This is a genomic window from Pseudomonas sp. S2_E01, from assembly GCF_054668365.1.
Map to the genome: position 1 here is coordinate 4786747 of NZ_CP162762.1, position 15083 is coordinate 4801829.

Annotated in this window: 13 protein-coding genes; 11 read left to right on the plus strand and 2 right to left on the minus strand. The window is 60.4% G+C overall.

The window, feature by feature from the left end; all coding sequences use genetic code 11:
• The first annotated feature begins 26 nt into the window (after positions 1-26).
• The 7 genes from AB4O36_RS22300 (at position 27) to AB4O36_RS22330 (ending at position 8819) form a co-directional block, all read left to right on the plus strand.
• Positions 27-1628, plus strand: a complete 1602-nt coding sequence (locus AB4O36_RS22300) for an ABC transporter substrate-binding protein (RefSeq protein WP_460140288.1) — start codon at positions 27-29, stop codon at positions 1626-1628.
• A 175-nt stretch (positions 1629-1803) separates the two neighbouring features.
• A complete protein-coding gene (locus tag AB4O36_RS22305) occupies positions 1804-3183 on the plus strand; it encodes an OprD family porin (RefSeq protein WP_460118171.1) in 1380 nt (459 codons plus the stop codon).
• 73 nt (positions 3184-3256) lie between these two features.
• Positions 3257-4852 carry an ABC transporter substrate-binding protein gene (locus AB4O36_RS22310; RefSeq protein ID WP_460118173.1) on the plus strand — a complete coding sequence of 532 codons (1596 nt, stop codon included), beginning with the start codon at positions 3257-3259 and terminating at the stop codon, positions 4850-4852.
• A gap of 74 nt (positions 4853-4926) precedes the next feature.
• Positions 4927-5937: an ABC transporter permease subunit gene (locus AB4O36_RS22315; RefSeq protein WP_460118175.1), complete on the plus strand. Its 1011-nt coding sequence runs from the start codon at positions 4927-4929 to the stop codon at positions 5935-5937.
• 11 nt (positions 5938-5948) lie between these two features.
• Positions 5949-6872, plus strand: a complete 924-nt coding sequence (locus AB4O36_RS22320) for an ABC transporter permease subunit (RefSeq protein ID WP_460118178.1) — start codon at positions 5949-5951, stop codon at positions 6870-6872.
• 10 nt (positions 6873-6882) lie between these two features.
• On the plus strand, positions 6883-7851 hold the full coding sequence (locus tag AB4O36_RS22325) for an ABC transporter ATP-binding protein (RefSeq protein ID WP_460118180.1): 969 nt from the start codon (positions 6883-6885) through the stop codon (positions 7849-7851).
• A complete protein-coding gene (locus AB4O36_RS22330) occupies positions 7851-8819 on the plus strand; it encodes a peptide ABC transporter ATP-binding protein (protein WP_460118182.1) in 969 nt (322 codons plus the stop codon). Before AB4O36_RS22325 ends, AB4O36_RS22330 begins: the two co-directional genes overlap by 1 nt.
• Before the next feature lie 142 nt (positions 8820-8961).
• Here AB4O36_RS22330 and AB4O36_RS22335 read toward each other — a convergent pair whose 3' ends face one another.
• A complete protein-coding gene (locus tag AB4O36_RS22335; protein WP_460140289.1) occupies positions 8962-9216 on the minus strand; it encodes a hypothetical protein in 255 nt (84 codons plus the stop codon).
• Between the two features lie 318 nt (positions 9217-9534).
• Complete coding sequence (locus AB4O36_RS22340; protein ID WP_460118187.1) at positions 9535-11118, minus strand: peptide chain release factor 3; 1584 nt, start codon at positions 11116-11118, stop codon at positions 9535-9537.
• A 411-nt stretch (positions 11119-11529) separates the two neighbouring features.
• On the opposite strand from AB4O36_RS22340, the gene AB4O36_RS22345 reads away from it, so the two are divergent.
• Genes AB4O36_RS22345 through AB4O36_RS22360 form a run of 4 tightly spaced genes read left to right on the plus strand, consistent with a single transcriptional unit; the run spans position 11530 to position 15022 of the window.
• Entirely contained in the window at positions 11530-12288 is a 759-nt protein-coding gene (locus tag AB4O36_RS22345) for an ABC transporter permease (RefSeq protein WP_460118189.1), read from the plus strand.
• 20 nt (positions 12289-12308) lie between these two features.
• Positions 12309-13202 (plus strand): glycine betaine ABC transporter substrate-binding protein, encoded by an 894-nt coding sequence (locus AB4O36_RS22350; RefSeq protein ID WP_460140290.1) that lies wholly within the window; start codon positions 12309-12311, stop codon positions 13200-13202.
• A 12-nt stretch (positions 13203-13214) separates the two neighbouring features.
• Positions 13215-13868, plus strand: coding sequence for an ABC transporter permease (locus AB4O36_RS22355; protein ID WP_460140291.1), 654 nt, complete (start codon positions 13215-13217; stop codon positions 13866-13868).
• A complete protein-coding gene (locus AB4O36_RS22360; RefSeq protein WP_460118195.1) occupies positions 13865-15022 on the plus strand; it encodes an osmoprotectant ABC transporter ATP-binding protein OsmV in 1158 nt (385 codons plus the stop codon). Before AB4O36_RS22355 ends, AB4O36_RS22360 begins: the two co-directional genes overlap by 4 nt.
• Positions 15023-15083: the final 61 nt, after the last annotated feature.

A 15083-nucleotide genomic window follows, 5' to 3' on the forward strand; every position in this document is an offset into this window, starting at 1 on the left:
CTTAGCGAAAAGAAAGAGGGAGCGTCATGCGCCATACCTTGGTTTTATCCGCATTGCTGGGCACCGGCCTGTTGGCCGCCACTTCCATGAGCCATGCCGCCAATAACAGTCTGGTGTTTTGCTCTGAAGGCAGCCCGGCGGGCTTCGACACCGCGCAGTACACCACCGCCACCGATAATGATGCCGCCGAACCGTTGTACAACCGGTTGGCCGAGTTCGAAAAAGGCGCGACCAACGTGGTACCGGGGCTGGCGAAGAGCTGGGATATTTCCGAGGACGGTCTCAAATACACCTTCCACTTGCGTGAAGGAGTGAAATTTCACACCACCAAGTACTTCACGCCGACACGCGATTTCAACGCGGACGACGTGCTCTTCACCTTCAATCGCATGCTTGACCCGCAACATCCTTTCCGTAAGGCCTACGCCACCGAATTCCCTTACTTCAACGGGATGAGCCTGAACAAGAACATTGCCAAGGTCGAAAAGACCGGGCCGCTGACCGTGGTCATGACGCTCAACAGCGTGGACGCCGCGTTCATCCAGAACATCGCCATGAGTTTCGCTTCCATCCTGTCCGCCGAATACGCCGACCAATTGCTGGCCGCGGGCAAACCCAGCGAGATCAACCAGAAGCCGATCGGCACCGGGCCGTTCGTGTTCAAGAGCTATCAGAAAGACTCCAACATCCGTTACAGCGGCAACAAGCAGTACTGGGACCCGAGCCGGGTCAAACTCGACAACCTGATTTTTGCCATCAACACCGACGCCTCGGTGCGCGTGCAAAAGCTCAAGGCCAATGAGTGCCAGATCACCCTGCACCCCCGCCCCGCCGACGTCGATGCACTCAAGAATGACCCGAAACTCACCCTGATCGAGAAGCCGGGTTTCAACCTCGGCTACATCGCCTACAACGTGCGTCACAAACCGTTCGACCAGCTCGAAGTGCGCCAGGCGCTGGACATGGCGGTGAACAAGCAGGGTATTCTCAACGCGGTCTACCAGGGCGCCGGGCAGTTGGCGGTCAACGCCATGCCACCCACCCAATGGTCCTACGACGACACTATCAAGGACGCCGCCTACAACCCGGAAAAAGCCAAGCAACTGCTCAAGGCCGCCGGCGTCAAGGAAGGCACCGAAATCACTCTATGGGCAATGCCGGTGCAGCGTCCATACAACCCCAACGCCAAGCTGATGGCCGAGATGCTCCAGGCCGACTGGGCGAAGATTGGCCTCAAGGTGAAGATCGTCAGCTACGAATGGGGCGAGTACATCAAGCGCACCAAGAATGGCGAACACGACATCAGCCTGATTGGCTGGACCGGTGACAACGGTGACCCGGACAACTGGCTGGGCACGCTGTACAGCTGCGATGCCATCGGCGGCAACAACTACTCCCAATGGTGTGACCCGGCTTACGACAAGCTGATCAAGCAGGCCAAGATCGTCACTGATCGCGACCAGCGCACCGTGCTCTACAAACAGGCCCAGCAACTGCTCAAGCAGCAAGTGCCAATCACGCCTGTCGCTCACTCGACGGTCAACCAGCCGTTAAGCGCCAAAGTCGAAGGCTTCAAGGTCAGCCCGTTCGGCCGCAACGTGTTCTCGGGTGTCAGCATCGATAAATAACCAAACCGTGTAGCTAAACGCCCGGGGGCGCCTTGCGCCCTCATGCAGGCGTATTGCCGTAATCCGCCAATTTGGCACAAGGCAAACGTTTGCACTGCGTGAATGAGTTCCAACCAAGTAGCCGGACCACCACAAAAAACCGGCATAAAAAAAAGAAAGTTAAGGAGCTTCACCCATGAAACTGAGCAGCACCGCGATACTGGCCCTGGCCATCAGTAGCATCACCGCCACGGCTTACGCGGAAACCCAAAGCCAGGCCTTCACACCGGTTACCGTGAAAGAGAAAAGTGCACAGAGCGAAGCGACCGGCTTCATCGATGGCCAGTCCTTGAGCGGTACGACCCGTAACTGGTACTCGAACGAGGACAAGCAGCGTGGCGGCTTCTACACCTACGAGCGCCACGGAGTCACCGAGACCGGTACTCGCCGGATCAACTGGGTCCAGGGCACCATCCTCAACTACACCTCGGGCTTCACCCAAGGCACCGTAGGCTTGAGCACTGAAGTCGCGGCGTACAATGCCATCGCGCTGGATCGTAGCCGCGAAGACATCAAGGGCGGTTCCAACCGTACCCTCGCCCACTCCGATGGCGACGCCGTCGATCAGTGGAGCAAACTGGGCCTGGCCAACGTCAAGGCGCGCATCTCCAACAGCACCCTGACAGTGGGTCGCATGAGCTACAGCAGCCCGCAAGTCGACACCATCGGCAACCGTGCGCTGCCTTCGAGCTTCCAGGGTGGCGCGCTGAAAATCGGCGAGTTGGACAATCTGACCTTCGATTTCGCGACCTTTGACCGCGTCTCGCCACGTATGGAACAGAGCCAGCAAAAATTCCGCTCAGAGTACGGCACCCGCAGCGTTGAGTCCGATCACATCTACACCGGCGGCATCACTTACAATCCGCTGGAAAGCCTGACTACCAGCCTCTGGGCCACCCAGGCCGAAGACTTCTGGAACCAGTACTACTTCGGCGCCAGCCACGTATTGGGTGACAGCCAGGAGCTGAGCCTGACCACTGGCCTGAACTACTACAAAACCGTAGACGAAGGTAAAGCCAAGCTGGGCCAGATCGACAACGACACCTACTCCCTGTCGCTCGGCCTGACCCACCAGGCTCATAGCCTGACCTTCTCGTACCAGCAAGTGAACGGTAACGAATACTTCGACTACCTGCACGAAACCAACGGCATTTACCTCGCCAACTCCCTGCTGTCGGACTTCAACGGCCCGAACGAGAAATCGTTCCAGATCGCCTACGGCCTGAACATGGCTGAATACGGCGTACCTGGCCTGAAGTTCAACATCTACCAGGCTCGCGGCTGGGGTATCGACGGTACTCACTACAACAGCACCGGCTACGGCGACGTGAAGGCAATGGACGGCGAACACCATTACGAATACGGCATTGGTACGTCCTACGCCATTCAGAGTGGCCCGCTCAAGGCCACCGCTATCCGCGCGACCTACACCACTCACCGCGCCAGCGAAAACCAGTCCGATGGCAGCATCAACGAGTTCCGTCTCGTGACCACCATCCCGTTCAACATTCTGTAACGCACCTGCCGTGCGGCTGATTCAACCAAGCCGCACGGCTTTTTGTTTTCTAACCGATTGCAGAGGGTTCTCGATGAAAATGCTTCCCCTACGTGCGGCCGTCGCAGCCGCCTTGCTGAGTGTTGCGGTGGGTGTCTCGGCCAAACCCCTGGTGGTTTGTACCGAAAACAGTCCGGAAGGCTTCGACATGGTTCAGTACACGACTGCAGTCACAGCCGACGCGGTGGCTGAAACCATTTTCAATCGCCTGGCCGACTTCAAGCCTGGCACCACCGATGTGGTTCCGGCCCTGGCCGACTCCTGGGACATCAGCGAAGATGGCCTGACCTACACGTTCCATCTGCGCAAAGGTGTCAAGTTTCACACCACCGAATACTTCAAGCCGACCCGCGACATGAATGCCGACGACGTGGTCTGGAGTTTCCAGCGCCAGCTGGACCCGAAACACCCGTGGCATGACAAATCGAGCGTGGGCTTCCCCTACTTTGAAAGCATGGGCTTCAAAGAGCTGCTCAAAAGCGTCGAGAAAGTCGACGACAACACGGTCAAGTTCACCCTGACCCGCCGCGAAGCGCCCTTCCTGGCCGACATCGCCATGGCGTTTTCCTCGATCTACCCGGCCGAATACGCCGACCAGTTGCTCAAGGCCGGCAAGACGGGCGACCTGAACAGCAAGCCGATCGGTACCGGGCCGTTCGTCTTCCAGCGCTACAACAAGGACGCCCAGGTGCGCTTCAAGGCCAACCCGGAGTACTTCCGTGGCAAGGTCCCGGCCGAATCGCTGATCTTCGCGATCGCCACCGACAACAACGTGCGTCTACAAAAACTCAAGGCCAACGAGTGCCAGGTTGCGCTGTACCCCAAGCCCGATGACATTCCGAGCATCAAGAAAGATCCAAAGCTCAAGGTCGATGAAATGAACGCGATGACCGTCGCCTACATCGCCATGAACACCCAGCACAAATACCTGAGCGATGTCCGTGTGCGCAAAGCCATCGACATCGCCTTCGACAAGGAAGCGGCCGTCAACGCGCTGTTTGGCAAGGGCAATGCAACCGTCGCGGTCAACCCGTATCCGGACACCCTGCTAGGCTACAACCACAACCTGAAAAACCCGGCCCGTGACCTGGACAAGGCCCGCGCCCTGCTCAAGGAAGCCGGCGTGCCGGAAGGCACCACGTTCACCCTGTTCACCCGCAACGGTGGCGGTGCGACCAACCCCAATCCGATGCTCGGCGCGCAGATGATGCAGGCCGACCTGGCCAAGATCGGGATCAAGATCGACATCCGCGTGATGGAATGGGGCGAAATGCTCAAACGCGCGAAAAACGGCGAGCACGATATGGTTTCCGCCGGTTGGGCGGGCGACAACGGCGACCCGGACAACTTCCTCACGCCATTGCTGAGTTGCGAGGCGGCGAAAAACGGCGAAAACTACGCGCGCTGGTGTAACGACAAGTTTCAGGCCCTGCTCGACCAGGCCCGGGAGAAAACCGACCCCGCCGAACGCGCAGCCCTGTATGAGCAGGCCCAGGCGCTCTTCAACCAGGACCAGCCATGGATCAGCCTTGCACACACTAGAATGTTCACCGCAATGCGCAACAACGTAGAGGGTTATTACATTAGCCCCCTGACCACGAATAACTTCGCCACCACCCAGGTGAAGTAAATAAGAAAACTCCCGGTGTCCCTGACCCCAGGGACACCAGGCACGCCTAACCGGCTGATGAGGTACACCGCACAATGTTTAGTTTTATTGCCCGCCGACTGGGGTTGTTGATCCCCACGTTCTTCGGCATCACGTTGCTGACTTTCGCGTTGATTCGCATGATCCCTGGCGATCCTGTGGAAGTCATGATGGGAGAACGTCGGGTCGACCCCGAAATGCACGCTCAGGCAATGGAACGCCTTGGTCTCAACAAACCGCTCTACGCCCAGTACCTGGACTATGTCGGGAAACTGGCCCACGGCGACCTGGGGGAATCCCTGCGTACCCGTGAAAGCGTCTGGACCGAGTTCACCTCCCTGTTTCCCGCGACCCTGGAGCTGTCCATGGCCGCACTGCTGTTTGCCGGTATTCTCGGCCTGCTGGCCGGCGTGATCGCGGCACTCAAGCGAGGCTCGCTGTTCGACCATGGCGTGATGGGCATCTCCCTGACGGGTTACTCGATGCCCATCTTCTGGTGGGGCCTGATCCTGATCATGTTCTTCTCCGTTTCCCTGGGCTGGACCCCGGTATCCGGGCGGATCGACCTTTTGTATGACATCGAGCCGCGCACCGGCTTCATGCTCATCGACACCTTGCTGGCCGATGAAGAAGGCGCGTTCCTCGACGCCCTGCATCATCTGATCCTGCCGGCCATCGTGCTCGGCACCATCCCGCTGGCGGTGATCGCGCGTATGACCCGTTCGTCGATGCTCGAAGTCCTGCGCGAAGACTACATCCGTACCGCCAAGGCCAAGGGCCTGTCGCCGTCGCGCGTGGTGTTCGTGCATGGCCTGCGCAACGCGCTGATCCCGGTACTGACCGTGGTCGGCCTGCAAGTCGGCACCCTGTTGGCGGGTGCGGTCCTGACTGAAACCATCTTCTCCTGGCCAGGCATTGGCAAATGGCTGATCGAAGCCATCGGCGCCCGTGACTACCCGGTGGTACAAAACGGCATCCTGTTAATCGCCTGCCTGGTGATTCTGGTCAACTTCGTGGTGGACATCCTCTACGGCTTTGCCAACCCACGCATCCGTCATCAGCGCTGAGGTCAATATTCATGAGCACTCCAACTTCCTCAGTAGCCACCGCCGCTTCCGCGGATCAAAGCCTGCTGTACCCCTCGCCGTACAAAGAATTCTGGCAAGCGTTCGCCAAGAACAAAGGCGCCGTTGCCGGCCTGCTGTTCATGCTGCTGGTGATTTTCTGCGCGATCTTCGCGCCATGGGTCGCCCCGCATAATCCAAGCGAGCAATACCGTGACTTCCTGCTGACACCTCCGGCATGGCTCGAAGGTGGGCAAATGCAGTTCCTGCTCGGCACCGATGAACTGGGCCGTGACCTGCTGTCGCGCCTGATCCAGGGTTCGCGCCTGTCGCTGCTGATCGGTTTGTCGTCGGTGGTGATGTCGTTGATTCCGGGGATCCTGCTGGGCCTGTTCGCGGGCTTCTTCCCCAAACTGCTCGGCCCCACCATCATGCGCCTGATGGACATCATGCTCGCCCTGCCGTCCCTGCTGCTGGCCGTGGCGATCGTCGCCATCCTCGGCCCAGGTCTGATCAACACCGTGATCGCCATCGCCGTGGTGTCCCTGCCGTCGTATGTGCGCCTGACCCGCGCCGCTGTGATGGGCGAGCTGAACCGCGACTACGTGACTGCGGCCCGCCTGGCCGGTGCCGGCCTGCCTCGCCTGATGTTCATCACCGTGCTGCCCAACTGCATGGCACCGCTGATCGTCCAGGCCACCTTGAGCTTCTCCTCGGCGATTCTCGATGCCGCCGCTCTGGGCTTCCTGGGCCTTGGCGTACAACCGCCAACCCCTGAGTGGGGCACCATGCTGGCTTCGGCCCGTGACTACATCGAACGCGCCTGGTGGGTCGTGAGCCTGCCGGGTTTGACCATTTTGCTCAGCGTGCTGGCAATCAACTTGATGGGTGACGGCCTGCGCGACGCGCTGGACCCGAAACTCAAGAACGCCGCCTGAGGAGATTCCCATGTCACTGCTAGAAATCAAGAATCTCAACGTTCGCTTTGGCGACAAGAACGCCACCCCGGTGGTCGACGGCCTCGACCTCAAGGTGGACAAGGGCGAAGTGCTGGCCATCGTTGGCGAGTCCGGTTCCGGCAAGTCCGTGACCATGATGGCGCTGATGGGCTTGATCGAGCACCCGGGCATCGTGACCGCCGACTCGTTGAGCTTTGACGGCCAGAACATGCTCAAGCTGAGCAATCGCCAGCGCCGGCAGATCGTCGGTAAAGACCTGGCGATGGTGTTCCAGGACCCGATGACCGCGCTGAACCCCAGCTACACCGTGGGCTTCCAGATCGAGGAAGTGCTGCGCCTGCACCTGAACATGTCCGGCAAGGCCGCGCGCAAGCGTGCCATCGAGTTGTTGGAAAAAGTTGAAATTCCGGGCGCGGCCAGCCGCATGGACGCCTACCCGCATCAACTGTCCGGCGGCATGAGCCAGCGAGTCGCGATCGCCATGGCGATTGCCGGCGAGCCGAAACTGCTGATAGCCGACGAACCGACCACCGCGTTGGACGTGACCATCCAGGCGCAGATCATGGAATTGCTGCTGGCGTTGCAGAAAGAGCAGAACATGGGCCTGGTGCTGATCACCCACGACCTCGCGGTGGTCGCTGAAACCGCCCAGCGCGTGTGCGTGATGTACGCCGGCCAGGCTGTGGAAGTGGGCCAGGTGCCGCAACTGTTCGACATCCCGGCGCACCCCTACAGCGAAGCACTGCTCAAGGCGATTCCGGAGCACAGCCTGGGTGCCTCGCGCCTCTCGACCCTGCCCGGCATCGTGCCCGGTCGCTATGACCGCCCGCAAGGCTGCCTGCTGTCGCCACGCTGCCCGTACGTGCAGGACAACTGCCGCGCGCAGCGGCCAGCCCTTGACCCGAAAAGCAACAGCCTCGCTCGCTGCTTCTATCCGCTGAACCAGGAGGTGGCGTAATGGCCGTCGTACTTACCGCCCGCGACCTCACCCGTCACTACGAAGTGTCCCGAGGCCTGTTCAAGGGCCACGCCACCGTGCGCGCCCTGAACGGCGTGTCGTTCGAACTGGAAGCCGGCAAGACCCTCGCAGTCGTCGGTGAATCCGGTTGTGGCAAATCCACCCTCGCCCGCGCCCTGACACTGATCGAGGAGCCGTCCTCGGGTTCGCTGAAGATCGCCGGCCAGGAAGTGGCCGGCGCCGACAAGGCCCAGCGCAAGCAACTGCGTAAAGACGTACAGATGGTGTTCCAGAGCCCGTACGCCTCGCTCAACCCACGGCAGAAAATCGGTGATCAACTGGCCGAACCTTTGTTGATCAACACCAGCCTCAGTGCCGCCGAGCGTCGCGAGAAGGTCCAGGCGATGATGAAGCAGGTCGGCTTGCGTCCCGAGCACTACCAGCGTTATCCGCACATGTTCTCTGGTGGTCAGCGCCAGCGCATCGCCCTGGCGCGCGCCATGATGCTGCAACCCAAGGTGCTGGTGGCGGACGAACCCACCTCGGCGCTCGACGTGTCGATCCAGGCCCAGGTGCTGAACCTGTTCATGGACATGCAGCAGGAGTTCAACACCGGTTACGTGTTCATCTCCCACAACCTGGCCGTGGTGCAACACGTGGCCGACGACGTGATGGTGATGTACCTCGGTCGCCCGGTGGAAATCGGCCCGAAAGAGGACATCTACGCCCGTCCACTGCACCCGTACACCCAGGCCTTGCTCTCGGCGACACCGACCATTCACCCGGATCCGTCCAAGCCGAAAATCAAGATCGTGGGCGAACTGCCCAACCCGCTGAACCCGCCACCAGGCTGCGCCTTCCACAAGCGTTGCCCGTATGCGACCGAGCGTTGCAGCACGGAAGAGCCGCTGCTGCGTCCGCTCGATAGCCGGCAGGTGGCTTGCCACTATGCGGAGCAGTTTTTGTAGAAAACACCTGAAGTAAACCACTGACCTGTGGGAGCGAGCCTGCTCGCGATAGCGGTCTGCCAGTGACAACCATGTCAACTGACAGGACGCCATCGCGAGCAGGCTCGCTCCCACAGTTTTTATGTGTGCGCAGCTGGATCAGCTACGCCGAACCATCGTCATCCTCATCACCGCTATCCGGGTCATCGGTAGTCGAGTCATCATCCCCCTCGCTGCCTCCCTGCCCCTGATCGCCCGGCTCAGACTCCGATTTGGCAATCATCAACCCGGCATGCCCCACCGGCCCACTCGAGGCCTGCGTGTCGTGGTCCTCACACTCGGCCCACGCCATCGACGTCCCGAAGGACAGCATCACCAATACCTTCAACATCAGTAAAACGCGAAACAACCGGTTCATGGCCGATTCCCTCCTTTGAGCGCTGAATAAAATCTAGTTCCGTTTGGGGTGTTTCTCCAGATAGGACGCTGGTGACGAGCCTGAAATGCCACGGGCGGAGAGATTGCTTTGGCATAACCCTTATTTCGAATTGGCGATGGTCACCTGTAGGAGCAGCCGGTCGACGCTCGATTGCTCGCGAGGCGGTGTGTCAAATAACACAAATGTAGACTGACACACCGTCATCGCGAGCATGCTCGCTCCTACAGGGTCGGGTGTGCAGCTAACAAAAAGCCCCGAGGCTTTCGCAACGGGGCTTTGGGTGTAGTCGTTCAGCGCTTAGTGATGCTCACGCGTCGCGCGGAATTTCACGTCGGGCCAGCGCTCTTCCATCAGGGCCAGGTTGACGCGGGTCGGGGCAAGGTAGGTCAGGTGACCGCCACCGTCGACGGCCAGGTTTTCCACGGCCTTGTTGGAGAATTCCTCGAGTTTCTTCTTGTCGCTGCAATCGATCCAGCGCGCGGAGTACACGGTGATCGGCTCGTAGGAGCACTCGACCTTGTATTCTTCCTTCAGGCGGCTGGCGACCACGTCGAACTGCAGCACACCCACGGCGCCAAGGATGATGTCGTTGCTGCGTTCCGGGAAGAACACCTGGGTGGCGCCCTCTTCCGCCAACTGCTGCAAGCCCTGGCGCAGTTGCTTGGACTTAAGCGGGTCGCGCAGGCGCACGCGACGGAACAGTTCCGGGGCGAAGTGTGGGATACCGGTGAAGCCCAGGGACTCACCTTCGGTGAAGGTATCACCGATCTGGATGGTGCCGTGGTTGTGCAGACCGATGATGTCGCCTGCAAACGCCTCTTCCAGTTGCTCTCGCTCGGAAGAGAAGAACGTCAGGGCGTCGCCGATGCGCACGTCCTTGCCGGTGCGCACGTGGCGCATCTTCATGCCTTTTTCGTACTTGCCCGAGCAGATACGCATGAATGCGATCCGGTCGCGGTGTTTCGGGTCCATGTTCGCCTGGATCTTGAAGATGAAGCCCGAGAACTTCTCTTCCACCGGTTCCACGGTGCGCTCGTTGGCTACCCGTGGCAGTGGGCGCGGTGCCCAGTCCACCACGGCATCGAGCACGTGATCGACGCCGAAGTTGCCCAGCGCGGTACCGAAGAACACCGGGGTCATCTGGCCGTCGATGAACTCCTGCTGGTTGAACTCGTGGCAGGCGCCCTGCACCAGTTCGAGTTGCTCGAGGAAACGCTCGTACTCATCGCCCAGGTGCGCACGCGCCTCGTCGGAGTCGAGTTTCTCGATGATCTTGGTTTCGGTGCGTTCGTGACCGTGACCGGCGGTGTAGACAATGATGTAGTCGCCGGCGAGGTGATACACACCCTTGAAATCCCGGTAGCAACCAATCGGCCAGGTGATCGGCGCAGCCTTGATCTTGAGAACCGCCTCGATTTCGTCGAGCAGTTCAATCGGGTCACGGATGTCACGGTCAAGTTTGTTGATGAAGCTGACGATCGGCGTATCGCGCAGACGGCAGACGTCCATCAACGCGATGGTCCGTGGCTCTACACCTTTACCGCCGTCGAGCACCATCAACGCGGAGTCCACCGCAGTCAGGGTGCGATAGGTATCTTCCGAGAAGTCTTCGTGGCCCGGGGTGTCGAGCAGGTTGATCATGTGTTCGCGATACGGGAACTGCATGACCGACGTGGTAATCGAGATACCCCGCTGCTTTTCCATTTCCATCCAGTCGGACGTGGCATGGCGGTCCGACTTACGGGACTTCACCGTACCCGCGACCGCAATCGCCTTGCCCATCAGCAACAGCTTCTCGGTGATGGTGGTTTTACCGGCGTCGGGGTGGGAAATAATGGCAAAAGTGCGGCGCTTCGCGACTTCGGCGGCCTGTCTGGTCATGGAAAATCGCCTGGCGGTGATTCAAAAAAGGGCGGCGAGTATAGCGTAAACCGAAGGCGTCGGACCACCGCTCGCCCGGCGCTTTGCTGTCAATGCAAAGCGCCGGGCGAGGATGAAGGGTGGCCAAATGCTGCTAATTATGGAACCTTTTAAAGGTGGAGGCGTCCACTCCCCTGCTACGACACTCGTATCAGGGGCTGGAAAATCAGCAAGTTAGCCTGACGAGGCTGCGCTCATGGCTCAATGCCGTACGCCTACCCCTGTAGGAGCGAGCTTGCTCGCGATGGGGTGTCAGATAGACCGTGTCGTCTGATCCTTCATCGCGAGCAAGCTCGCTCCTACAGGGGCATGCTCGGTATGAGCTGCTTCTCGCGAACGCCCTGCGCGGCAGCCAGTGTCATGGCCTGCCACATGGGACTGCGTTCGCCGACAAAAGAAAACAGGAGTCCGCCTGTGGCTATTCGCTATGGCAAAGGGCTGGTAGGAGGTGCGGTTGCGGTCGCCCTTCTGGCCCTGCTGGTCCACTGGATTGGCATCAACACGATTCAACAGTACCGCGACGATTTATTGTTTTACCTGCAAGCGCATTTGATTCTGGTCCTGGCCTCGATGCTGGCGGCCCTTGTCGTGGGAATTCCCGCCGGCATCTTTCTCAGCCGCCCGTCGATGGTGGGCCGTGCTGAACGCTTCATGCAAATCTTCAACATCGGCAACACCGTGCCGCCGCTCGCCGTACTCGCCATCGCCCTGGGTATTCTGGGCATCGGCAGTGGCCCCGCCATCTTCGCCCTGTTCCTCGCCTCGCTGCTGCCCATCGTGCGCAACACCTATGAAGGCCTGAAAAACGTGCAGGGCTCGCTCAAGGAAGCCGCGACCGGCATCGGCATGACCCCGCGCCAGGTGCTGTGGAAAGTCGAACTGCCCAACGCCGTGCCGATCATCATCGGTGGCGTGCGCGTGTCCCTGGCGATCAACGTCGGCACCGCACCGCTGGCGTTCCTGATCGGCGCCAACAGCCTGGGCAGCCTGATTTTCCCCGGCATCGCCCTGAACAATCAGCCGCAACTCCTGCTCGGCGCGGCTTGCACCGCCCTGCTGGCGCTGCTGCTCGACGGCCTGGTGACACTCGCCAGCCGCCTCTGGCTCGAACGCGGCTTGCGCCCGTCTTAAGCCTCGGCAAAGGAATCGTCATGAAAAAATTATGCTTGATACTGGGCGGCATCCTGCTGCTCGCAGGTTTTGCCCAAGCGGCGGAAAAACCGCTGTTGCGCATCGGCGCCCGGGTATTCACCGAACAGACCCTGTTGGCGGAAATCACCTCGCAATACCTGCGCACCAAGGGTTACGACGTGCAGGTTACCGGCGGCCTGGGCAGCAACCTGGCCCGTAGCGCCCACGAAAGCGGGCAACTGGACATGCTCTGGGAATACACCGGCGTGTCGCTGGTGGCCTACAACCACGTCACTGAAAAACTCGACAGCGAACAGTCCTACGCCCGGGTGAAAGAGCTCGACGCCAAGAAAGGCCTGGTCTGGCTGACTCCGTCGAAATTCAGCAACACCTACGCCCTCGCCCTGCCGAAAAAAGTCGCTGATGAGTACCCGCAGATCAACACCATCAGCGACCTGAACACAGTGCTGCGCCAGGAGGCCGAGACCAACAACCTCGTGGCCCTGGACACCGAGTTCGCCAACCGCTCCGACGGCCTGGCGGGCATGGTCGAACTGTACGACATGAACCTGACACGCAAGAACATCCGCCAGATGGACGCCGGCCTGGTCTACACCGCATTGCGCAATGCTCAGGTATTTGCCGGTCTGGTCTACACCACCGACGGACGCCTTAACGCCTTCAAGCTGAAGCTGCTGGAAGACGACAAGCATTACTTCCCGGACTACACCGCCGCACCGGTGGTGCGTCAGGCGTTTCTCGACGCCCACCCGCAACTGGCTGAACAACTCAAGCCACTGGCCGAGCTGTTCGACGACAACACCATGCGCGAGCTCAACGCGCGGGTCGATGTCGATCACCAGAGCCCTTCCACCGTGGCCGCTGATTTCCTGCGCCAGCACCCCATCAATTAAGGAGGAAGAGCCATGGAATTCTTCAACGCCTTTTCCCACCTCGACTGGTCACAGGTGCTGCACCTGACCTGGCAACACATCACTCTGGTCGGCATCGCCGTGACCCTGGCGATTGTGGTCGGTGTCCCGCTGGGCATCCTGATGACACGGTTCCCGACACTCGCCGGCCCCCTGCAAGCCAGCGCCACGGTGCTGCTGACCGTGCCGTCGATTGCCCTGTTCGGCCTGCTGCTGCCGTTCTACTCCAAGTTCGGCCAAGGCCTGGGTCCCATGCCGGCGATCACCGCCGTGTTCCTTTATTCACTGCTGCCGATCATGCGCAACACCTACCTCGCATTGACCGGCGTCGAGCCGGGCATCCGTGAAGCCGCGCGCGGCATCGGCATGACCTTCGGCCAGCGCCTGCGCATGGTCGAGCTGCCCATCGCGGTGCCGGTGATCCTCGCCGGTGTACGCACCGCCGTGGTCATGAACATCGGTGTCATGACCATCGCCGCCACCATCGGTGCCGGTGGCCTCGGCGTACTCATCCTCGCCTCCATCAGCCGCAGCGACATGTCGATGCTGATCGTCGGCGCCGTGCTGGTCAGCCTCCTGGCCATCTTTGCCGACTTGATCCTGCAACTGCTGCAACGCTCGTTGACTCCAAAAGGACTCCTCAAATGATCGAACTTCAAAACCTCAGCAAGACCTTCCAAAGCAACGGCAAAGACGTAAAAGCCGTGGACTCGGTCAGCCTGACCGTCAACGAAGGCGAAATCTGTGTATTCCTCGGGCCATCGGGTTGCGGCAAAAGCACCACGCTCAAGATGATCAACCGCCTGATCAAGCCGACCTCGGGCAAGATCTTCATCAACGGCGAAGACACCACCGACCTCGACGAAGTGACGCTGCGCCGCAACATCGGCTACGTGATCCAGCAGATCGGCCTGTTCCCGAACATGACCATCGAGGAAAACATCGTGGTCGTGCCAAAACTGCTCGGCTGGGACAAACAGAAATGCCACGACCGCGCCCGCGAGCTGATGAGCATGATCAAGCTTGAACCCAAGCAGTATCTGCACCGCTATCCACGGGAGTTGTCGGGTGGCCAGCAGCAACGGATCGGCGTAATTCGCGCACTGGCGGCCGAGGCGCCGTTGTTGCTGATGGATGAACCCTTCGGTGCGGTCGACCCGATCAACCGCGAGATGATCCAGAACGAATTTTTCGAGATGCAGCGAGCGCTGAACAAGACCGTGATCATGGTCAGCCACGACATCGACGAGGCCATCAAGCTGGGCGACAAGATCGCGATCTTCCGCGCTGGCAAGCTGCTGCAGATCGACCACCCCGACACCCTGCTGGCGCACCCGGCGGACGAGTTCGTCAGCAACTTCGTTGGCCAGGACAGCACGCTCAAGCGACTGCTGCTGGTGAAAGCCGAGGACGCGGCGGACAATGCCCCATCGGTCAGCCCGGAAACGCCGGTGGCCGAAGCGCTGGAGTTGATGGACGAGCACGACCGCCGTTATGTCGTCGTCACCGACGCTGAAAACAAGGCACTGGGCTATGTACGACGCCGTGACCTGCACCGTCAGACCGGCACCTGCGGCCAGTACCTGCGCGAGTTCAACGCCACGGCGGCCTACGACGAACACCTGCGCATCCTGTTGTCGCGCATGTACGAGTTCAACCGCTCGTGGCTGCCGGTGATGGATGCGGAGCGGGTGTTCCTCGGGGAAGTCACCCAGGAGTCGATTGCCGAATACCTGAGTTCGGGCAAATCCCGTGGGGGCAAGACCAGTATCGTGTCGCCAGCCGAGGTGGCGGCGGTCTGATCTGACGCCATCGCGGCGGTGCGACGCTTCGCCAAGCCCGCTCCCACAGTGATTTGGGCTA